The organism is Colwellia sp. MB3u-41 (assembly GCF_014076845.1).
Taxonomy (GTDB): domain Bacteria; phylum Pseudomonadota; class Gammaproteobacteria; order Enterobacterales; family Alteromonadaceae; genus Colwellia_A.
Genome location: NZ_JACGUT010000075.1, coordinates 57,781 through 75,495 on the forward strand (window position 1 = coordinate 57,781; position 17,715 = coordinate 75,495).

A 17,715-nucleotide genomic window follows, 5' to 3' on the forward strand; every position below is an offset into this window, starting at 1 on the left:
GCTACGCTCCTTCATCTTTTTTGTTGTTTTCTAAATTCATTTCTTCTTTGTGTTGATCAAGTAAGTTCTCCACAGGCGGAGGCAGTTGCAGATAGAACCCTTGTTCATTTAAATTTGCTTTAACTTTTTCAATGTCTGCTAAAGCAAGTTTTTCTTTATTGGCTAAATTCATCACAGTAACAAGTGTAGGTTTACCAAAAATCAACATTAAGGGTGCTGGCACAGCAGAAAAGTCATTACGTTGTTTAACAAAAAGATATGTTTGGGCTTTTTTAGTACTTTTATAAATGGTACACAGCATAAAGGAGACCTATGTTTATAGTTCAAGGGTTAAAAGTGTCTTATAGATATTTTTATTTAAAATCATTATTGGCGAATTCTGTTAATTGGTCACCAAACAGTACTTTACGCCAGCCCGATAATATATCAATGGATTGGCTATATTCAGGCGCATTCGTTAAAGCAAAGTGCGTTGACAAAAATTGATTGATTTGTTTTTTAGACGCTAAATTCTCGGGTGAAACGTCAATCTTTTGAGCTTGTTCAGCAACGAAATTTTTTACTTTTTTAAATATTTGTTTGTAACCTGGGTATTCATCAAGCCGTAGGATCTTCTCTGGATATTCTCCACAATCTTCTTGTTCTGCTCTTTTCAACACCATCAGCATTGATTTACCTTTATGTCGAACATCTAACATTTCAACACCTTCAAGGTTTGCCATACTGCCCACGTTACTTGGGTTATGTACGGCTAACGCGAACAAGGTATGGTCTTTGGCAATAAACCCTATCGGCATATCACGACTTTTGGCTTGCTGAAAACGCCAGCTGGCTAAATACTGCAATATATAGAGTTGCTTAGGGCTAAGCTTCCAGCTTAACTTGATATTACGATATAGTTTACTTTCATCAATGGGGGTGAACTTTTTCTCAATCAGCAGCTCACTTTCTTCTTTAGCCGCATCAAGCCAACCGGCTTGTTCGAGCTCATGGTGAATACGCGGGTAAAGTTGAAATAAATACTCAACATCAGCTTGTGCATAATCAAGTTGCTTAGCACTTAAAGGACGCTTCATCCAATCAGTTCTTGATTCTGATTTATCAACTTCAATGTCTAAATAATGATTCACCATAGCCGCGTACCCCATCGACAAACCATGTCCGAGGAACGACATCATTATTTGGCTGTCAATTAAGTTAACAGGACGACAATTGGCAGCGGTTAGAAAAACCTCTAAATCTTCTGAACAGGCATGTAAAACCTTACAAATATTTTCATCGGTTAATAACTGCCAAAAAGGTGATAAGTCATCTATAGCAACGGGGTCAATTAGCGCTAAATTTTCCCCGTCATTCACTTGAATAAGACCTAATTTAGGATACAAGGTACGCGTACGAACAAATTCGGTATCTATTGCCAAAAAGTCTGCTTTTGCAAGCTTCTGACAAAGCGTTACCAATGAGGCATGATCTTCTATGTATGTTTTATTCAAGTTATTGATCCCTTACAACTAACGACGACGACGTGTTGCTTGTTGACTTCTTTGTTGATGTTTTTTGACTGAGCGGCGAATACGACGACTTTTAGCGTTATCCATCACTTTTTCATCCACTTTTACTTTACTTTGCGTTTCTACCGGCAGATTCACTAATTTACGATAATAGTTCACTTCAGGTAACGCTAACTCTGTCCAACCACCATTAGGTAATTGGCGCTTCATTTCCATGTCACCATAGCGAACACGAATTAAACGACTGACTTGAACTTCTTGACTTTCCCATAAACGACGAACTTCACGGTTTCGTCCTTCAGAGAGCACAACATGAAACCAATGATTACGGCCTTCGCCACCTTTATAAGTGATTTTTTGAAACTTAGCCGGCCCATCTTCTAATTTAACACCCGCACGCAATGTTTGCAGCATGGCTTCATTAACGTCGCCAAAAACACGTACGGCATACTCACGTTCAACTTTTTGTGAAGGATGCATTAAACGATTAGCAAGTTCACCGTCTGTAGTGAATAACAACATACCCGAGGTATTGATGTCTAAACGACCAACGGCAACCCAGCGACTATTTTCTAAAGGAGGTAAACGATCAAAAACCGTTGGGCGGCCTTCAGGATCTTTACGGGTACACATTTCGCCTTCAGGCTTGTTGTACATAATGACACGACATAAGTCGTCTTCTTTAGGTTTTAACTTGACGATATGACCATCGAGACGTATTTGCTCGGTTCCTTCGATGCGGTCACCCAAAAAAGCGGTTTTTCCATCAATACTGATACGACCAGCACTAATAAAGGTTTCCATTTCACGGCGTGAGCCTTTACCGGCACGGGCAAGGACTTTTTGTAATTTTTCAGACATGGGGTTTAACTCTCTTTACATCAGTAACTTCACGGTATTTACCGCTACGTTGCTGGCTCTATAATAAATAGTGTTTATATATTTCTATCAATACGGTGCTGTTGCTATAACTAAACCACTTCTTGAGTAGGTCTATCTATAACGCCTAAATCAGCCATAGGCAATAAATCGGGTAACTGGCTTAATGATGTTAATGAAAAATAATCTAAAAACACTTTGGTGGTTGCATATAATGAAGGCCTACCGGGCACTTCTTTGTTACCAACCACTTTTACCCAGTTTCGTTCTAACAATGTTTTCATTATATAACTACTTACCGCGACTCCGCGAATATCTTCTATTTCGCCGCGTGTTATTGGCTGTTTATACGCAATAAGTGCAAGTGTTTCTAAAAGTGCCCGAGAATACTTAGGCGCTTTTTCTTTAGTGAGCTTAGCGACAAATAAAGCTAGATCTTCATTAAGTTCATTAATTGTTTCAAACCGGTAACCTGAAGCCACCTGCACCAAATTAATGCCTGAATGTTTATATTTTATCACCAATTGGTTGATCACATCACGAATTTGCTGGTGAGTGACTTGATAATTAACTAACAACTCTACTTTAATTTGCTTAACGCTCAGAGGCCCATCACTAACAAAAAAAGCCGCTTCAATAAGTTTCGATAATATGGCTTGTTCACTTGTTGTCATGCGGGTAAACGCACTCTTAATTGACCAAAGATGGTTGTTTGCATGCATTCTATCAAACTTTCTTTGATCAGCTCTAAAATAGCTAAAAAAGTGACCACGACACCTTGTCGACCTTCTTGCACGGAAAATAGCGCGCTAAATTCAACAAAAGCGTTAGCTGTTGTCGCTGCACGTTTTAAGTGCGCGAGTATCGCAGACATTCGTTCTCTGGTTGACAAAAATTCCTTTTCAATACGATGGTGTTCAAGCGCTTTGGTTCGTTTAAGTATGCCTTGAAGCGCACTCACCAACTCATTTAACTCAACATCCGCTTGAAAAACAGCCGTTTGAAAGTCTTCAGACAATTCAACACTCGCTTGAAAAGTATTACGTTCGAGTCGAGGAATTCCATCAAGTTGCTGCGCCGCATTTTTAATCACTTCATATTCTTGCAAGCGACGCACTAATTCGGCGCGAGGGTCTTCGTCTTCTTCAACTACCGCTTGTTTAGGTAATAATAAGCGTGATTTAATTTCCATCAAAATGGCGGCCATGACTAAGTATTCGGCCGCTAATTCCATTTTAATTTCTTTCATTAATTCAATATATTGCATGTATTGTGTGGTAATGGGCGCAATAGGCATATCGAGAATATCAAATTTTTGTTTTCTAATAAGGTATAGCAATAAATCAAGCGGCCCTTCAAACGACTCTAAAATAACTTCTAAGGCATCGGGCGGAATAAATAAGTCTTGTGGCTTGTTTACCACAACTTCACCACGGATCAATGCTAAGGGTAAAACCTGCTGCACCATATCACGAGGTAGGTTGGCTTTATGTTGACTAGCGGGCTGACTCACTGTTTATTTACCACTGACAAGGTCATGTTATTCAAAAGGTGTTGGGTCTCCTTCACCCACCCGAATAATATTCACTTCATCTTCAGAAAAATCAATCACGGTTGTTGGGTGCTCACCTAAATGCCCGCCATTAATAATTAAATCAACTTGGTGCTCTAAAATATCACGGATATGCTCAGGGTCATATTCAGCTCGTTCTTCACCCGGCATTATTAGCGTTGTCGACATAATAGGTTCTTGTAGCTCAGCCAATAAAGCTTGCACAATGGCATTATCAGGTACACGAATACCGATGGTCTTCTTTTTAGGGTTTAATAAGCGCTTTGGCACTTCTTTTGAACCTTTAAAAATAAAAGTATATGGGCCTGGGGTATTACTTTTTAATAACCGATAAGCGCTGTTATCCACACGGGTATATTCAGATAATTCAGATAAATCACGACACACCAGTGTAAAATTGTGATCTTTGCCGATATTTCGGATATTACAAATACGCTCAAGCGCTTTTTTGTCACCGATATGGCAACCTAAAGCATATCCTGAATCGGTAGGATAAACGATAACACCACCTTGTTGGATAATTGCCGCCGCTTGCTTCATCAAACGACCTTGCGGATTATCTGGGTGTACATAAAAAAACTGACTCATAAGTTTACTCCAGTGCAGGTGTTAATGTTAATGCCAAAGATCCCAAATAGGCTTTACTGTATCTGGCATGCGTAAATTACGGCCTAAATCACTCCATCGGGTTGGATAATGAAAGTCGGAGCCCATAGACGCATGTAAATCATATTCTAAACAAAAGCTTAGCATTAATTTTCGTTGTTCGTTAGCCATTTGCGGTAATACTATTTCTAAACCATCACCCTTTGCGGCTTTAAACTGCACCACTAAACGACGTAACCATTTGGTTGATAAGTCATATCTAACTGGATGCGCAATAACAGCATTACCGCCAGCATGATGAATAGCCGCAACCGCCTCTTCAATAGAACACCACGTTGGCTTTACAAAAGCACGTTGCCCTTTGCCAATATATTTATCAAAGGCTTTTTGCATATGATCAACATGCCCTTCTTGTAATAATATTTTAGCAAAGTGTGCGCGGGTAATAGAGCCTTCGCCCGCTAAATCTTTCGCTTGTTGATAAATACCTGGGAAACCACACTTTGTCAGTTTTTCACCCATGCTGGTTGCTCGTAACTCTCTTGCTGCTTGTTGGCGACTAATTAAGGTTTGTAACTCAATATTGTTAACATCAATATTAAGACCAACAATATGAATTTCAAAACCATGCCAACTGGTTGATATTTCAATACCGCTTACTAATGTTAATGGATGATTTTTTTCTAAAATATAATCTTTAGCTATAGATAAACCTTTTACCGTGTCATGGTCAGTAATGGCTAAAACATTCAATTGGAAGTTTACCGCCCGTTCAACAAGCTCTTGCGGCGTTAAGGTTCCGTCAGAACATTTTGTATGGCTGTGTAAATCAACCCGCAGGCTATAATAATCAGCTAAATCAGAGGTTGACAATACAGTCATAATCGGTTCTTCTATAGGGGAATTAATTGCTCATGCAATTTTACTGAGATGAAGACAATAATGATACAAGTAAAACAAACTATTTTGATGATTTTTTGGTGGCATAACTCTACATAAGTGGGTTGTGATGTTTACTTGTACGTAAAAATTCAAAAAGCCTGCTTATTTTAGAGATAAGTGGGCTTTTTACTTTTTAGCATATCGCTAAAGAACTTTGAGAGAAAAATAATGATTACAACCCGTGTTAAAAGTTGGTTTATATGGTGGCTACTGCCTATCTATGCAGGTTGACCATTAATTAAAATTAGACGTTAAAAGCTAGGAAAGAATATGAACCCTCAGAATATGCTTACAATAGATAAGCAAACTGGCAGTGTTAGCACCCTGTCAGAAACCGTAAAATATCAGACCGATCCCTTGGCGATATTTCACCAGTTAAGCCAAAACAGCGACAATAACTTATTATTAGAATCTGCTGAAATTGATAAAAAACATCAATTAAAAAGCTTATTACTCACCGATGCGGCATTAAAAATTACCTGTCATGGTAATATTGTCACTTTTGAAGCATTAACTAACAATGGACAAGCTGCCCTTGAGTTTGCGCAGCAGCAACTCGCTGCACACGCGACGTTAACCGTTAAAGATAAAATACTTAACGCTGTTTTCCCCGAATTAACTCAACAACTTGATGAAAATTCACGCTTACTCGCTATTAATCCTTTTCAAAGTTTGCGTTTATTCAACAAACTAGATAATAGCAACCGTCACCCTTTTGCCATATTTTTAGGTGGCGTATTCGCGTTTGATATGATGTCGATGACTGAGCAGTTACCGACGGTAAGTAATGGCGACAATACCTGTCCAGACTTTGTCTACTATTTAGCTGAAACCGTTGTAGTTATTGATCATGAAGCGCAATCAACTGAAGTTATCGGTAATATTTTCTCAGGAGAAGATGCCAATAATAATCTTGTGACTATTCGTCAACGGTTAGCTGATATAAAAAATATCTTGGCCCAGCAATATATTGCTCAAGAAGTACCTCACGACAAACAGATTGAAAAAAATGAGGTTATTAGCGATATCTCAGATCAACAATTCTGTGACACGGTTAATCAATTAAAAGAAAATATTCGCGCTGGTGATATTTTTCAAGTGGTACCCTCACGTACCTTTTCGCTAAAGTGCTCAAATACCTTAAATGCTTATAAAGCGTTAAAACAAAGTAACCCTAGCCCTTATATGTTTTACCTGAAAGATAGCGACTTTTGTATTTTTGGCGCCTCTCCAGAATCTGCCTTAAAATATCAACATAAAAATCGTCAAGTAGAAATTTACCCAATAGCAGGAACACGTCCACGCGGACTCAATAAAGATGGTTCAATTTCGCTTGATTTAGACAGTCGAATTGAACTCGAACTACGTTTAGATAAAAAAGAGTTAGCCGAGCACACTATGCTGGTTGATTTAGCCCGCAACGATATTGCCCGCGTTAGTCAAGCAGGTACTCGCTATGTTGCTGACTTACTTAAAGTTGACCGTTACTCTCATGTAATGCATTTAGTGTCTAGAGTTTGCGGTACTTTAGCGCTTGACCTTGATGCCCTGCACGCTTATCAAGCTTGTATGAATATGGGCACTTTATCGGGTGCGCCAAAAGTAAAAGCGACACAATTAATTCGAGAAGTAGAAGGCCAACGTCGCGGTAGTTATGGCGGCGCGGTTGGTTATTTAACTGGTGACGGTGAAATGGATACCTGTATTGTTATACGTTCTGCTTTTGTAAAACACGGTATAGCGCATGTTCAAGCGGGTGCCGGTGTTGTTTACGACTCAGATCCACAGTCAGAAGCCAATGAAACCAAACAAAAAGCGCAAGCAGTCATTAATGCCATCCAACATGCAGAACTGTTCACGGTTAAGATTAGTGCAGCCCAGAATAACGACGACGCTAACCTAAACAACAAGTGCAAGGAGAACAATCATGCCTAGTCATCAAGAAAGCCGTGTTAATGGCAAGGTTAAAATCTTCATGCTCGACAACCTTGATTCTTTTACTTACAACTTGGTCGATGAATTTCAATGTTTAGGGTTTGAACCAACCATATATCGAAATACCCTATCAGCAGATTTTATCTTTGAACAAATGCAAAAATCGACTGGCCAGGTATTATTGGTATTATCGCCTGGCCCAGGTGAACCCAGTAAGGCAGGCTGTTTAATGGCATTAATTGCCAAATGCGCCGGTAAATATCCCATATTAGGTATTTGTTTAGGTCATCAAGCTTTAGTTGAACACTACGGCGGTAAAGTTGTCCGTGCACCTGAAATTGTCCATGGTAAAGCCTCTAGCATTACCCATCGTCAAACGGGTGTTTTTGATAAGATAAATTATCCTCTACCTGTGGCTCGCTACCATTCACTAATCGCAAGTGAGGTCCCTAATACCATTGATATTATTGCTGAATATATAACACCTGAACAAATCAACTTACCGATGGCCATTGAGCATAAAGCGGATGTCGCTTTAGGATTTCAATTTCATCCAGAGTCAATTCTAACGACTTATGGCGGCACGTTATTAGCACAAACCATTGACTATTTACTGGCCTCATCACAGAAAGCAGCGGAAGGTTCTTATGAGTAAAATTTTACAAAAACTCGTTGACGGAAATGATATTAGCCAGACTGAAGCTGAAGATTTTTTTAAAAATATGATCAAAGGTGAAGTTGAGCCCGTACTGTTAGCGAGCGTATTAACTGCCTTAAAAATAAAGGGTGAAACGGCTAACGAAATTTCAGGTGCGGCCTTAGCGGTAAGAGGCTCAGCAACACCATTTCCGCAGCAAGAAAATAACGTCGCTGACTGTGTAGGTACCGGTGGCGATGGCGCGAATACCATTAATATATCAACTACCGCGGCAATATTAGCTGCGGCATGTGGTTTAAAAATGGCAAAACACGGTAACCGAAGTGTTTCTAGCATGTCTGGCTCCGCAGATTTACTTGAAGCATTTGGCGTAAATCTGATGATGTCGCCAGCAACAGCAAGTGCGTGTTTAGCGCAAACAAATTTATGTTTCTTATATGCGCCGGCTTATCACCCGGGTTTTAAACATGCAGCTCCAGTTAGAAAATCTATGGGGGTGCGCACTTTATTTAATATATTAGGGCCATTAGTAAATCCCGCTTCACCTAGCACTATGCTACTCGGTGTTTACACACCAGCGCTTATCGATGTTATGGCAAAAAGTTTACTGTTAACGGGGGTTAAACGTGGCTGGGTCGTTCACGGGAGTGGTTTAGATGAAATTGCCCTACACGGCAATACACAAATTAGCGAGATAGCAAAGGGAGAGTGTACAACGCGGACAATTTCTCCTGCTGATTTTGGTTTAGCAAGTTACACGTTAGAAGATATTAAAGGTGGTACGCCACAAGAAAATGCCGAATATATTCGCGCCATTCTTAGCGGTAATGGCAATCCTGCTCATAATGCCGCCGTCATTATTAATTGCGCCGCATTATTATATCTACATGATAAAGCGAGTGATTTAAAAGTAGCCGCTAAGATGGCAAGTGAAGTATTAGCTTCAGGTAAAGCATTAACGACTTTAGAAAACATGGTCGTGATTTCAAACTCAAATTCAGACTCAAAGGCAATGGCATAACATGGCAAATGTATTAGAAAAAATTGTTGCTGATAAACGTATCGAAATAGCGCAACGTAAAATTGATTTTCCATTGAGTGAATTTATTGACACCTTAATTCCGACTCAAAAAGATATGTATGCCGCACTTGATAGAAAACAAGGCCACGCGCATGCTGGGTTTATTTTAGAGTGTAAAAAGGCTTCTCCGTCAAAAGGTTTAATACGCAAAGATTTTGACCCTAAAGCTATTTGCCAAATTTATGACAAGTATGCCGCCGCTATTTCTGTCTTAACCGATGAAAAATACTTTCAAGGTACTTTTGAGTATTTAAAAATCGTGACTGACTCGGTAAATTGTCCGGTACTTAATAAAGATTTCTTCGTTGATGCTTACCAAGTCTATTTAGCACGATATTACGGTGCTGATGCAATATTATTAATGCTCAGTGTTTTATCTGACCAAGAATATAAAGACTTATCGGTTATTGCTGAACAATATAATTTAGCGGTCTTAACTGAAATATCCAACGATGAAGAGCGCGACCGAGCCATTGATTTAGGCGCGAAACTCATTGGTATTAACAACCGAGATTTACGCGATTTATCCACCGATATCGCTCGAACCTTTGATTATGCCCCCACATTGCCCGCTGATCGCATCATAATTTCTGAATCGGGTATTTATACTAACGAGCAAGTTCGTGAGTTAGCGCCTGCGGTTGATGGCTTCTTAGTGGGGAGTTCAATCATGGCAGAAGATGATATTGATTTAGCTTGTCGTAAACTCATTTATGGCAATAATAAAGTCTGCGGCTTAACACACGTTGACTATGCCCAAAGTGCTGTTGATGCCGGCGCACAATTTGGGGGGGTAATTTTCGCTGAAAAGTCGCCAAGGTATGTTAACGAACAACAAGCAAAAATAATTGTCGAGCAGGTTCCCTCTTTACGTTACGTTGGCGTGTTTGTTAATCATGCCATTGAAGAAGTGGCGAAACTTGCACACAAGCTAAACTTATTTGCGGTGCAACTTCATGGCAATGAAACTCAACAATATATCGCTTCTTTGCAACCATTACTTCCAAAAGGCTGCCAAAGTTGGAAAGCTTTGCCGGTCGAAGACGAAGTACCTGAGTTGATGAGTAATGCGCAGTTTTATGTCTTAGACGGCAAAAATGCCGGCAGTGGTGAAACCTTTAATTGGCGAGCGTTAGCCGATTCTGGGCAAGACTTAAGCCATTGTTTTCTAGCGGGCGGGTTGTCTATCGATAATATAGCGCAGGCGGTTAGCCAGAAAACAACACTAGATTTATTCGGTTTAGATCTCAACTCAGGCGTTGAAACAAGCCCAGGCGTTAAAAGCCGCGAAAAACTTCAACAGGTTTTCGCCGGCATTAGACACTATTAATAAGACCGAACACACAAATTAAGTGAATATTTATAAGCTATAAATAACTCACTTAATTCATGTAACTCGTATAAAGCATTAGGAATAAAGAAAATGACAGACCAAACAATTAAACAAGCGACGCCCCAAGTAAAAGCAACTTTACCAGCCTATTTTGGCGAATTTGGTGGCATGTTTGTTGGAGAATTATTAGTACCTGCCCTTGAACAATTAGAACAGGCATTTATTGACTCACAACAAGACGAAAGTTTCTTAACCGAGTTTAATGATCTTTTAACAAATTACGCGGGTCGTCCAACACCACTGACCTTAACCCGTAATTTATGTAAAAACCCACTCGCTAAAATATATTTAAAACGCGAAGACTTATTGCATGGCGGCGCACATAAAACCAATCAAGTACTTGGCCAAGCATTACTCGCCAAACGTATGGGTAAAACAGAAGTTATTGCCGAAACAGGTGCTGGGCAACACGGCGTTGCTTCAGCTATCGCTTGTTCATTATTAGGTTTAAAATGTCGGGTTTACATGGGCGCATTAGACTGTGAACGTCAACAACCTAATGTATTTCGCATGAAATTAATGGGAGCAGAAGTTATTCCTGTTACTGCAGGCTCAGGTACCTTAAAAGATGCCGTTAATGAAGCGTTGCGTGACTGGTCTGCAAACTATGAAAATGCTCATTACCTACTAGGCACAGCTGCGGGGCCTCACCCGTTTCCAACTATCGTTCGTGAATTTCAAAAAATGATTGGCGAGGAAGCCAAACAGCAAATCCTTAAACAAGAAGGTCGCTTACCTGATTATGTCATTGCTTGTGTCGGTGGTGGTTCGAATGCCATTGGTATTTTCCATGATTTTATTAAAGAAAGCAGCGTTAAATTAATTGGTGTTGAAGCGGGTGGCAAAGGTGTAGACACCAGCCAGCATGGCGCTACATTAGTTGCGGGAACAAAAGGCATGTTACATGGAAATTATACTTATATTATGCAAGACAAGTCAGGGCAAATTGAGGAATCATACTCGGTTTCAGCAGGTCTAGACTACCCAGCGGTGGGTCCTCAGCATGCATTTTTAAAAGATACGGGGCGTGCTCAATATGTGCCCATTAATGACGATGAAGCGTTAGCAGCTTTTAAACTGTTAGCAATGAATGAAGGTATTATTCCAGCGCTTGAGCCGTCTCATGCCCTTGCCCACACCATTAAAATGGCAGAAGCAGTTACCGAGGAAACGGTATTCCTTGTTAATTTATCAGGGCGAGGTGACAAAGATTTAGCGCATGTGCAAACAGTGTTACAAGCTGAAGAAGACAAAAAAAATCAAGGAGAAGCATAATGAGCTTAGACGCAACGTCAAACCAGCAGATCACCACACGTTATCAGCAAACTTTTGATCAATTAGCAAAAAAAAATCAAGGCGCTTTTATTCCATTTGTGACAATAGGCGATCCAAACCTTGAGCAATCATTTGAAATAATCAAAGCATTAATCGATGCTGGCGCCGATGCGTTAGAGTTAGGTATCCCATTTTCAGACCCAAGTGCCGACGGTATTACCATTCAAAAAGCAGCACTGCGCGCACTGAACGCAGGAGTAGACACAGATGCTTGCTTAACTATTTTAGCAAAAGTTCGCGCTTACGCGCCTCAAATCCCTATCGGTTTATTACTTTATGGGAATTTAGTTTTTGCTCGTGGTATTGATATTTTTTATAAAGATATGGCTGCTGCTGGTGTTGATTCGGTGTTAATTGCCGATTTACCTTTGCGTGAAAGTGCTCCCTTTCGTGAGGCCGCCTTAAAATATGGTGTTGCGCCAATATTTATAGCGCCGCCTAACGGCAGTGAAGAAACATTAAAACAGGTTGCACAGTACAGCTACGGCTACACTTACGTATTAAGTCGTGCGGGTGTAACGGGTATGGATACTTCTAACAGTACATCGATAGGTGAGGCTAATCCTGCGATTCATTTAATTGAAAAGCTAAAAGCAAATAATGCCTCACCAGGGGTGATAGGATTTGGTATTTCTAACCCAGAACAAGTTAAAGCGGCCTTAGCTACAGGTGCCGCTGGCGCGATAAGCGGTTCAGCCGTAGTTAAAATCATTGAAAATAATCTTGATGATAGCCAAGCCATGTTAGCGGCATTAACAAGTTTTGTTCAACAAATGAAAGCGGCAACGCGCTAGTCAGACACTATGACAAGGTGAAGCATGATTATTAGTATTAACGGCTTTACCCTGTAACAACGTGTTAATTTTTAGCAAAAATCAACTGAAAAAAAACCTTTATATCCCAGTAAGTTTCCTACGGTATATAAAGGTTTTTACTATAACCAAGTGGCTAATTAGTTATCCATTTTAGCCCAAGTATCGCGTAAACCTACCGTACGGTTAAACACAAGCTTGTCACCTTGTGAGTCTTTATTGTCGCGACAAAAATATCCTTGACGTTCAAATTGAAAGGCTTGTTCAGGTTTCGCATTGACCAGTGAAGGTTCTACTTTAGCGTGACTAATAGTAATTAATGAACCTTCATTCATCACACGATGAAAGTCTTCTTCAGCTGCAGGGTTTGGCACGTTAAATAAACGGTCGTATAAACGAATTTCAGCATCAATTGATTGCTCAGCAGCAACCCAATGAATAACCCCTTTAGGCTTAGTACCATCTTCAGGATTTTTACCTAAAGTATCAGCATTATAGTTACCGTAAACTGTGGTTACATTACCTTCGCTGTCTTTATCACAACGTGTCGCAGTAACAACATAAGCACCACGTAAACGAACGGCTTTATCAAGCACTAAACGCTTATATTTCTTATTGGCTTCTTCACGAAAATCTTCCGCTTCAATGTAAAGTTCTGCAGCAAAAGGCACAATGCGAGTACCTTGTTCATCATCACTTGGATGATTTTTGACGTTTAATTCTTCTACTTGTCCCGCTGGGTAGTTTTCGATGACCAACTTAATCGGGTCAAGTACCGCCATTGCACGTGGCGCATTATCGTTTAAGTCTTCACGAATACAAGCTTCTAACACCCCCATTTCAACGGTATTGTCCATTTTAGTCACACCGATGCGTTTGGTAAATTCACGCAATGATCCTGGCGTATAACCACGACGGCGAAATGCAGCAATGGTTGGCATACGGGGATCGTCCCAACCATTAACTAATTTTTCTTCAACTAATGTATGAAGTTTACGTTTACTCATTACTGTGTATTCAAGGTTCAAACGCGAAGATTCATACTGATGTGGAATAACATCAATAGATACGTTTTCAAGCACCCAATCGTATAGCCGACGGTTATCTTGAAACTCTAGCGTACAAAGTGAATGGGTAACACCTTCAATGGCATCAGATAAACAATGAGTAAAATCATACATCGGATAAATGCACCATTTATCGCCCGTTTGATGATGATGCGCGAAACGCACGCGATAAAGAATCGGATCACGCAAACACATAAAACTTGATGTCATATCAATTTTCGCACGCAGAACACATTCGCCTTCTTTGAACTCACCATTTTTCATTTTATCAAACAGCGCTAGGTTATCTTCAACACTGCTATCACGGTGTGGACTATTCTTTCCCGGTGCTTTTAATGAACCACGGTATTCACGTGCTTCATCACCCGTTAAGAAGCAAACATACGCCAAACCTTTTTCGATTAATTCAACAGCAAAGCCGTGCAATTTATCAAAATATTGAGAGGAATAACGAGTCTCTCCAGACCATTCAAAGCCTAACCATTTTACGTCAGCTTCAATAGAGTGTACGTAATCGATGTCTTCCTTTTCAGGGTTTGTATCGTCAAAGCGTAAATTACATAAACCTTGGTAATCTTGAGCAATACCAAAATTCAAACAAATTGCTTTCGCATGGCCAATATGTAAAAAACCATTGGGCTCAGGTGGGAAACGAGTTTGCACACTCGAATGTTTACCACTTTCAAGATCCGCATCGATAATTTGACGAATAAAATTTGTTGGGCGTTTTTCAGCTTCCGACATCCACAAAACCTCTAAAAAGAATTTAAACTACGTTATTTTTCGACATTATAACAACTGTTAATCAAAGGGAATAGCGCTTATCTCGGCAAATTATAAATTTTACGCATTAAGGGTAAAAGTTGCTTACAAATTAAATAAAGATCGGGTTATTCCTAGAAAAATAAATTAACGTCTGATTATTATCAATAGGTATTTACCTAATCCCCATAAAAAAGAGAAGTACCAAACGGCACTTCTCTTTTATAAAGATTTTTTACTGCAATAACACTTTAACTTAAGCTTTTTTATTTGCTATATAGGTATCAACCAATTGGGCTAAAACATTTAAAGGTACTGGACCATTACGAAGTACCACATCATGAAACTCACGAATATCAAATTTCTCAGCAAGTTCGACTTTAGCCTTCTCTCGTAATTCAATAATTTTTAACATGCCAATTTTATATGCGGTTGCTTGTGACGGCATAACAACATGGCGCTCTACCATTTTTACAGCGTCAGACTTAGCATTTGGCGTATTTGCTACATAATATTCAATACCTTGAGCTCGCGTCCATTTCTGTGTATGAATACCGGTATCAACGACTAAACGACAAGCTCTCCATAACTCCATAGCTAAACGACCAAAATCAGAATAAGGGTCTTGGTATAAACCAATTTCCTTCGGGATCATTTCTGAGTACAAACCCCAACCTTCTGTGTGAGCCGTGTAACCACCAAATTTACGAAATTTTGGAATATTTGTAAGCTCTTGCTTAATGGCTATTTGCATATGATGACCTGGTATTCCTTCATGATAAGCCAGTGCAGCCATCTGATATGTTGGCATCGCTTGCATGTCGTAAAGGTTGGCATAATAAACCCCTGGACGAGAGCCATCAGGTGCAGGCTGTTGATAAAAAGCTTTACCTGAAGATTGTTCTCTAAAAGCTTCAACCGCTTTAACCTTTAGCTTAGCTTTAGGTTTGGTTAAAAATAAACTGTCTAAACGTCCTTCCATATCATCAATTAAAGCAACAGCTTCATCTAAGTAACGTTGTTTACCCGCTTCATCAGCAGCGTAATAAAATTGTTTATCATTACGCATGAATTCAAAAAACTCACCAAGTTCGCCTTTAAAGCCAACCTTTTCCATAATTACGCGCATTTCACCATGAATTCGAGCCACCTCAATTAGCCCAGTTTGGTGAATTTGGTTAGCGGTTAACTCTGTTGTGGTGGTGCGTTGTAATGCATTATTAAAGAATGCTTCACCTTCTGGAAATTTCCATGCGCCATCTCTATTGTCTGCTTTTTTTTCTAGCGTTTCTAAATAACTGACTAATTGCTGATAACCAGGTTTTATGTTGGTTATTAATGCGGTATTAACCTCTGTTAAGAGCGTGCTTTTTTCAGCGGTACTGATCTCAAGTTTATTCACCTTTTTAGTGAAGTCAGCTAAAATCGTACTGTCTTTTCCGTCTTCAAATGGAGCACCTGCAAGAATATTTTGTGAGTCACGAATAACATGAGGAAAAACAAACTTAGGAGCGATAATACCTAGGTCTTCACGCAATTTTAGTTGTGTCGTTAATTGTTCTAAAAGTACTTTAGCCCCCTGCACTCGAGCAATATAATCTTGTGCTTCTTTGACATTGCTAATGGAATGCTGATTAATTAAAAATGCAGGTAAACTCGAATGCAAGCCACGCATTTGATTTACAGGATAGTTATGAAAACGCCACTTATGGTCAGCAATTTTATTTTCTAATTTTTGTACCAATAAGTGATAGCTGATCATTGTCTGCTCATCGAGTTTGCGACTATCGATAGCTTTAACACGCTGAAGGTTTTCATGAGTAATCGCTAATTCTTTTAGCGTGTTTTCTTCTGAAATATCATCCCATTTATCATAATCAGTTTTTATACCTAAATAAGTTTGCATCATCGGGCTTCGTGCAACACCTTCATCAAAAATAGCATCAAATATTTGGTTAGCTTTTTCTGATTCAGACAATGCGTTAATTACACTTTTTTTCTCAGCTTCTTTTGAGCTTGTTTGTGGTGTATCAATACCTTTTTGTTCTGTGCAAGCTGCCAGTAATGAGCTAGAAATAGCCACCACCAGTAATGTACTTTTGAAAGTCATAAATATCTCTTTTATATAGGAATATATAGTTACATTGGAATAACTGTAAATGTGCTGAATTAAAAATTCTTTGATCTAGTCTTGATCAAAAATGATAGTGTTGGCAATAGCTGTTCGACAAATCGCGTTGTAATTACGGTAAAAGGAACTTTACCTCGGCTATTTTTATCAGACATAAAAAAAGAGCTTATACCGAGGTAAAAGCTCTTTTCAATTAAAGTAAAATTTATACTTTTATGATTTAACATAGGAAAATTTATTATCGAGTCTTACAGAATATAAATAACCACGCGTAAAACCTAATTTTTATAAATATCTGAAGGCTTAAGTTTTAACACTTTTCTTTTAGGTTTATCATCGTTGTCTGTTGCTTTAGTGGCATTGGGGTTTATGTATATTTTACTCACTTTAGGCTTAGCGGCTTGATAGTCTTTTTTAGGTAACTCAGGTTTTTTTACCGCTTCGACTGCACGTTTTGGGGTGAATTTTTCAGGGCGGTTAACATGATATTTGGTATCAATAGCTTGGATAAAGTTTCTTAAGAACTGATCTTTACACTCGCGGTAATGTTTATGATCGGGCTTACGGAAAAACGCACTTAATTCTGGCTTAGTCATACGTATACCTGACGTAGACATCATATCGAGAACATCTTCTGCGCGCAGCGCTAATGCTATTTTTAATTTGTTGAGCACAAGATTGTTATTCATTCGTTTTTCAGCTGGCGGTGTTTCACCATCACGGGCGCCACGTTTATCAATAATTAAACCATTCAAAAAAGTGGCTAGTTGAACATCACTGCAGTTAATAACTTGTGGATCATCTTCTTTTTTTAACCAATAACTGATTTGTTCACGACTTACCGTTAACTTTGCTAAATTAAATAGGTCGATCATCTTTTGATCATTAAAATTAAAGGTATATCTTAAACGACGTAAAACATCATTATTGGTCACAAAACTCTCCAAAAAAAACAGCAGGCCCTACCCAATGTAAAGCTGGGCGTTATTATATCACTATAGTTTTTTAAACAAAAAAGTATTTACTCGTT

The 17,715-nt window shown here is 39.2% G+C and carries 16 protein-coding genes; 6 read left to right on the forward strand and 10 right to left on the reverse strand.

Translation table 11 applies throughout. The annotated features are described in order from the left end of the window. Position 1 precedes the first annotated feature (1 nt). The 7 genes from H4J73_RS08415 to H4J73_RS08445 form a co-directional block, all read right to left on the reverse strand. On the reverse strand, positions 2-301 hold the full coding sequence (locus H4J73_RS08415; protein WP_182223197.1) for a YcgL domain-containing protein: 300 nt from the start codon (positions 299-301) through the stop codon (positions 2-4). A gap of 52 nt (positions 302-353) precedes the next feature. Beyond that, the gene (gene rnd / locus H4J73_RS08420) at positions 354-1,493 is read right to left on the reverse strand and encodes a ribonuclease D (protein WP_182223196.1); all 1,140 of its coding nucleotides are present in this window, start codon (positions 1,491-1,493) and stop codon (positions 354-356) included. Between the two features lie 18 nt (positions 1,494-1,511). Further along, the gene (gene rluB / locus H4J73_RS08425; protein WP_182181544.1) at positions 1,512-2,372 is read right to left on the reverse strand and encodes a 23S rRNA pseudouridine(2605) synthase RluB; all 861 of its coding nucleotides are present in this window, start codon (positions 2,370-2,372) and stop codon (positions 1,512-1,514) included. Positions 2,373-2,482: 110 nt separating this feature from the next. After that, complete coding sequence (scpB, locus tag H4J73_RS08430; RefSeq protein WP_182181543.1) at positions 2,483-3,064, reverse strand: SMC-Scp complex subunit ScpB; 582 nt, start codon at positions 3,062-3,064, stop codon at positions 2,483-2,485. Next, positions 3,061-3,858 carry a ScpA family protein gene (locus H4J73_RS08435; protein WP_182181592.1) on the reverse strand — a complete coding sequence of 266 codons (798 nt, stop codon included), beginning with the start codon at positions 3,856-3,858 and terminating at the stop codon, positions 3,061-3,063. The genes scpB and H4J73_RS08435 overlap by 4 nt, the downstream gene beginning before the upstream one ends. Positions 3,859-3,930: 72 nt before the next feature. Beyond that, positions 3,931-4,551 (reverse strand): L-threonylcarbamoyladenylate synthase, encoded by a 621-nt coding sequence (locus H4J73_RS08440; RefSeq protein WP_182181542.1) that lies wholly within the window; start codon positions 4,549-4,551, stop codon positions 3,931-3,933. A 27-nt stretch (positions 4,552-4,578) separates the two neighbouring features. Then, positions 4,579-5,451 (reverse strand): RNase RNM, encoded by an 873-nt coding sequence (locus tag H4J73_RS08445; protein WP_182181541.1) that lies wholly within the window; start codon positions 5,449-5,451, stop codon positions 4,579-4,581. 330 nt (positions 5,452-5,781) lie between these two features. Between H4J73_RS08445 and H4J73_RS08450 the strand changes: the two genes are divergently transcribed. From H4J73_RS08450 to trpA, 6 genes are all read left to right on the forward strand, one after another. Next, positions 5,782-7,446 (forward strand): anthranilate synthase component 1, encoded by a 1,665-nt coding sequence (locus tag H4J73_RS08450; RefSeq protein WP_182181540.1) that lies wholly within the window; start codon positions 5,782-5,784, stop codon positions 7,444-7,446. Continuing rightward, on the forward strand, positions 7,439-8,101 hold the full coding sequence (locus tag H4J73_RS08455; protein WP_182181539.1) for an aminodeoxychorismate/anthranilate synthase component II: 663 nt from the start codon (positions 7,439-7,441) through the stop codon (positions 8,099-8,101). The genes H4J73_RS08450 and H4J73_RS08455 overlap by 8 nt, the downstream gene beginning before the upstream one ends. After that, positions 8,094-9,125: an anthranilate phosphoribosyltransferase gene (trpD, locus tag H4J73_RS08460; protein WP_182181538.1), complete on the forward strand. Its 1,032-nt coding sequence runs from the start codon at positions 8,094-8,096 to the stop codon at positions 9,123-9,125. The genes H4J73_RS08455 and trpD overlap by 8 nt, the downstream gene beginning before the upstream one ends. A gap of 1 nt (position 9,126) precedes the next feature. After that, the gene (gene trpCF, locus H4J73_RS08465) at positions 9,127-10,515 is read left to right on the forward strand and encodes a bifunctional indole-3-glycerol-phosphate synthase TrpC/phosphoribosylanthranilate isomerase TrpF (protein WP_182181537.1); all 1,389 of its coding nucleotides are present in this window, start codon (positions 9,127-9,129) and stop codon (positions 10,513-10,515) included. 93 nt (positions 10,516-10,608) lie between these two features. Further along, positions 10,609-11,853 carry a tryptophan synthase subunit beta gene (trpB, locus tag H4J73_RS08470; RefSeq protein ID WP_182181536.1) on the forward strand — a complete coding sequence of 415 codons (1,245 nt, stop codon included), beginning with the start codon at positions 10,609-10,611 and terminating at the stop codon, positions 11,851-11,853. After that, a complete protein-coding gene (gene trpA, locus H4J73_RS08475) occupies positions 11,853-12,707 on the forward strand; it encodes a tryptophan synthase subunit alpha (protein ID WP_182181535.1) in 855 nt (284 codons plus the stop codon). Before trpB ends, trpA begins: the two co-directional genes overlap by 1 nt. Positions 12,708-12,865: 158 nt before the next feature. Here the strand turns inward: trpA and glnS are convergent, their stop codons facing one another. The 3 genes from glnS to H4J73_RS08490 form a co-directional block, all read right to left on the reverse strand. Next, positions 12,866-14,536: a glutamine--tRNA ligase gene (gene glnS, locus H4J73_RS08480; RefSeq protein WP_182181534.1), complete on the reverse strand. Its 1,671-nt coding sequence runs from the start codon at positions 14,534-14,536 to the stop codon at positions 12,866-12,868. Between the two features lie 274 nt (positions 14,537-14,810). Further along, on the reverse strand, positions 14,811-16,664 hold the full coding sequence (locus tag H4J73_RS08485; RefSeq protein WP_182181533.1) for a DUF885 family protein: 1,854 nt from the start codon (positions 16,662-16,664) through the stop codon (positions 14,811-14,813). 299 nt (positions 16,665-16,963) lie between these two features. Beyond that, a complete protein-coding gene (locus tag H4J73_RS08490; protein ID WP_182181532.1) occupies positions 16,964-17,620 on the reverse strand; it encodes a DUF1456 family protein in 657 nt (218 codons plus the stop codon). Between the last annotated feature and the right edge of the window lie 95 nt (positions 17,621-17,715).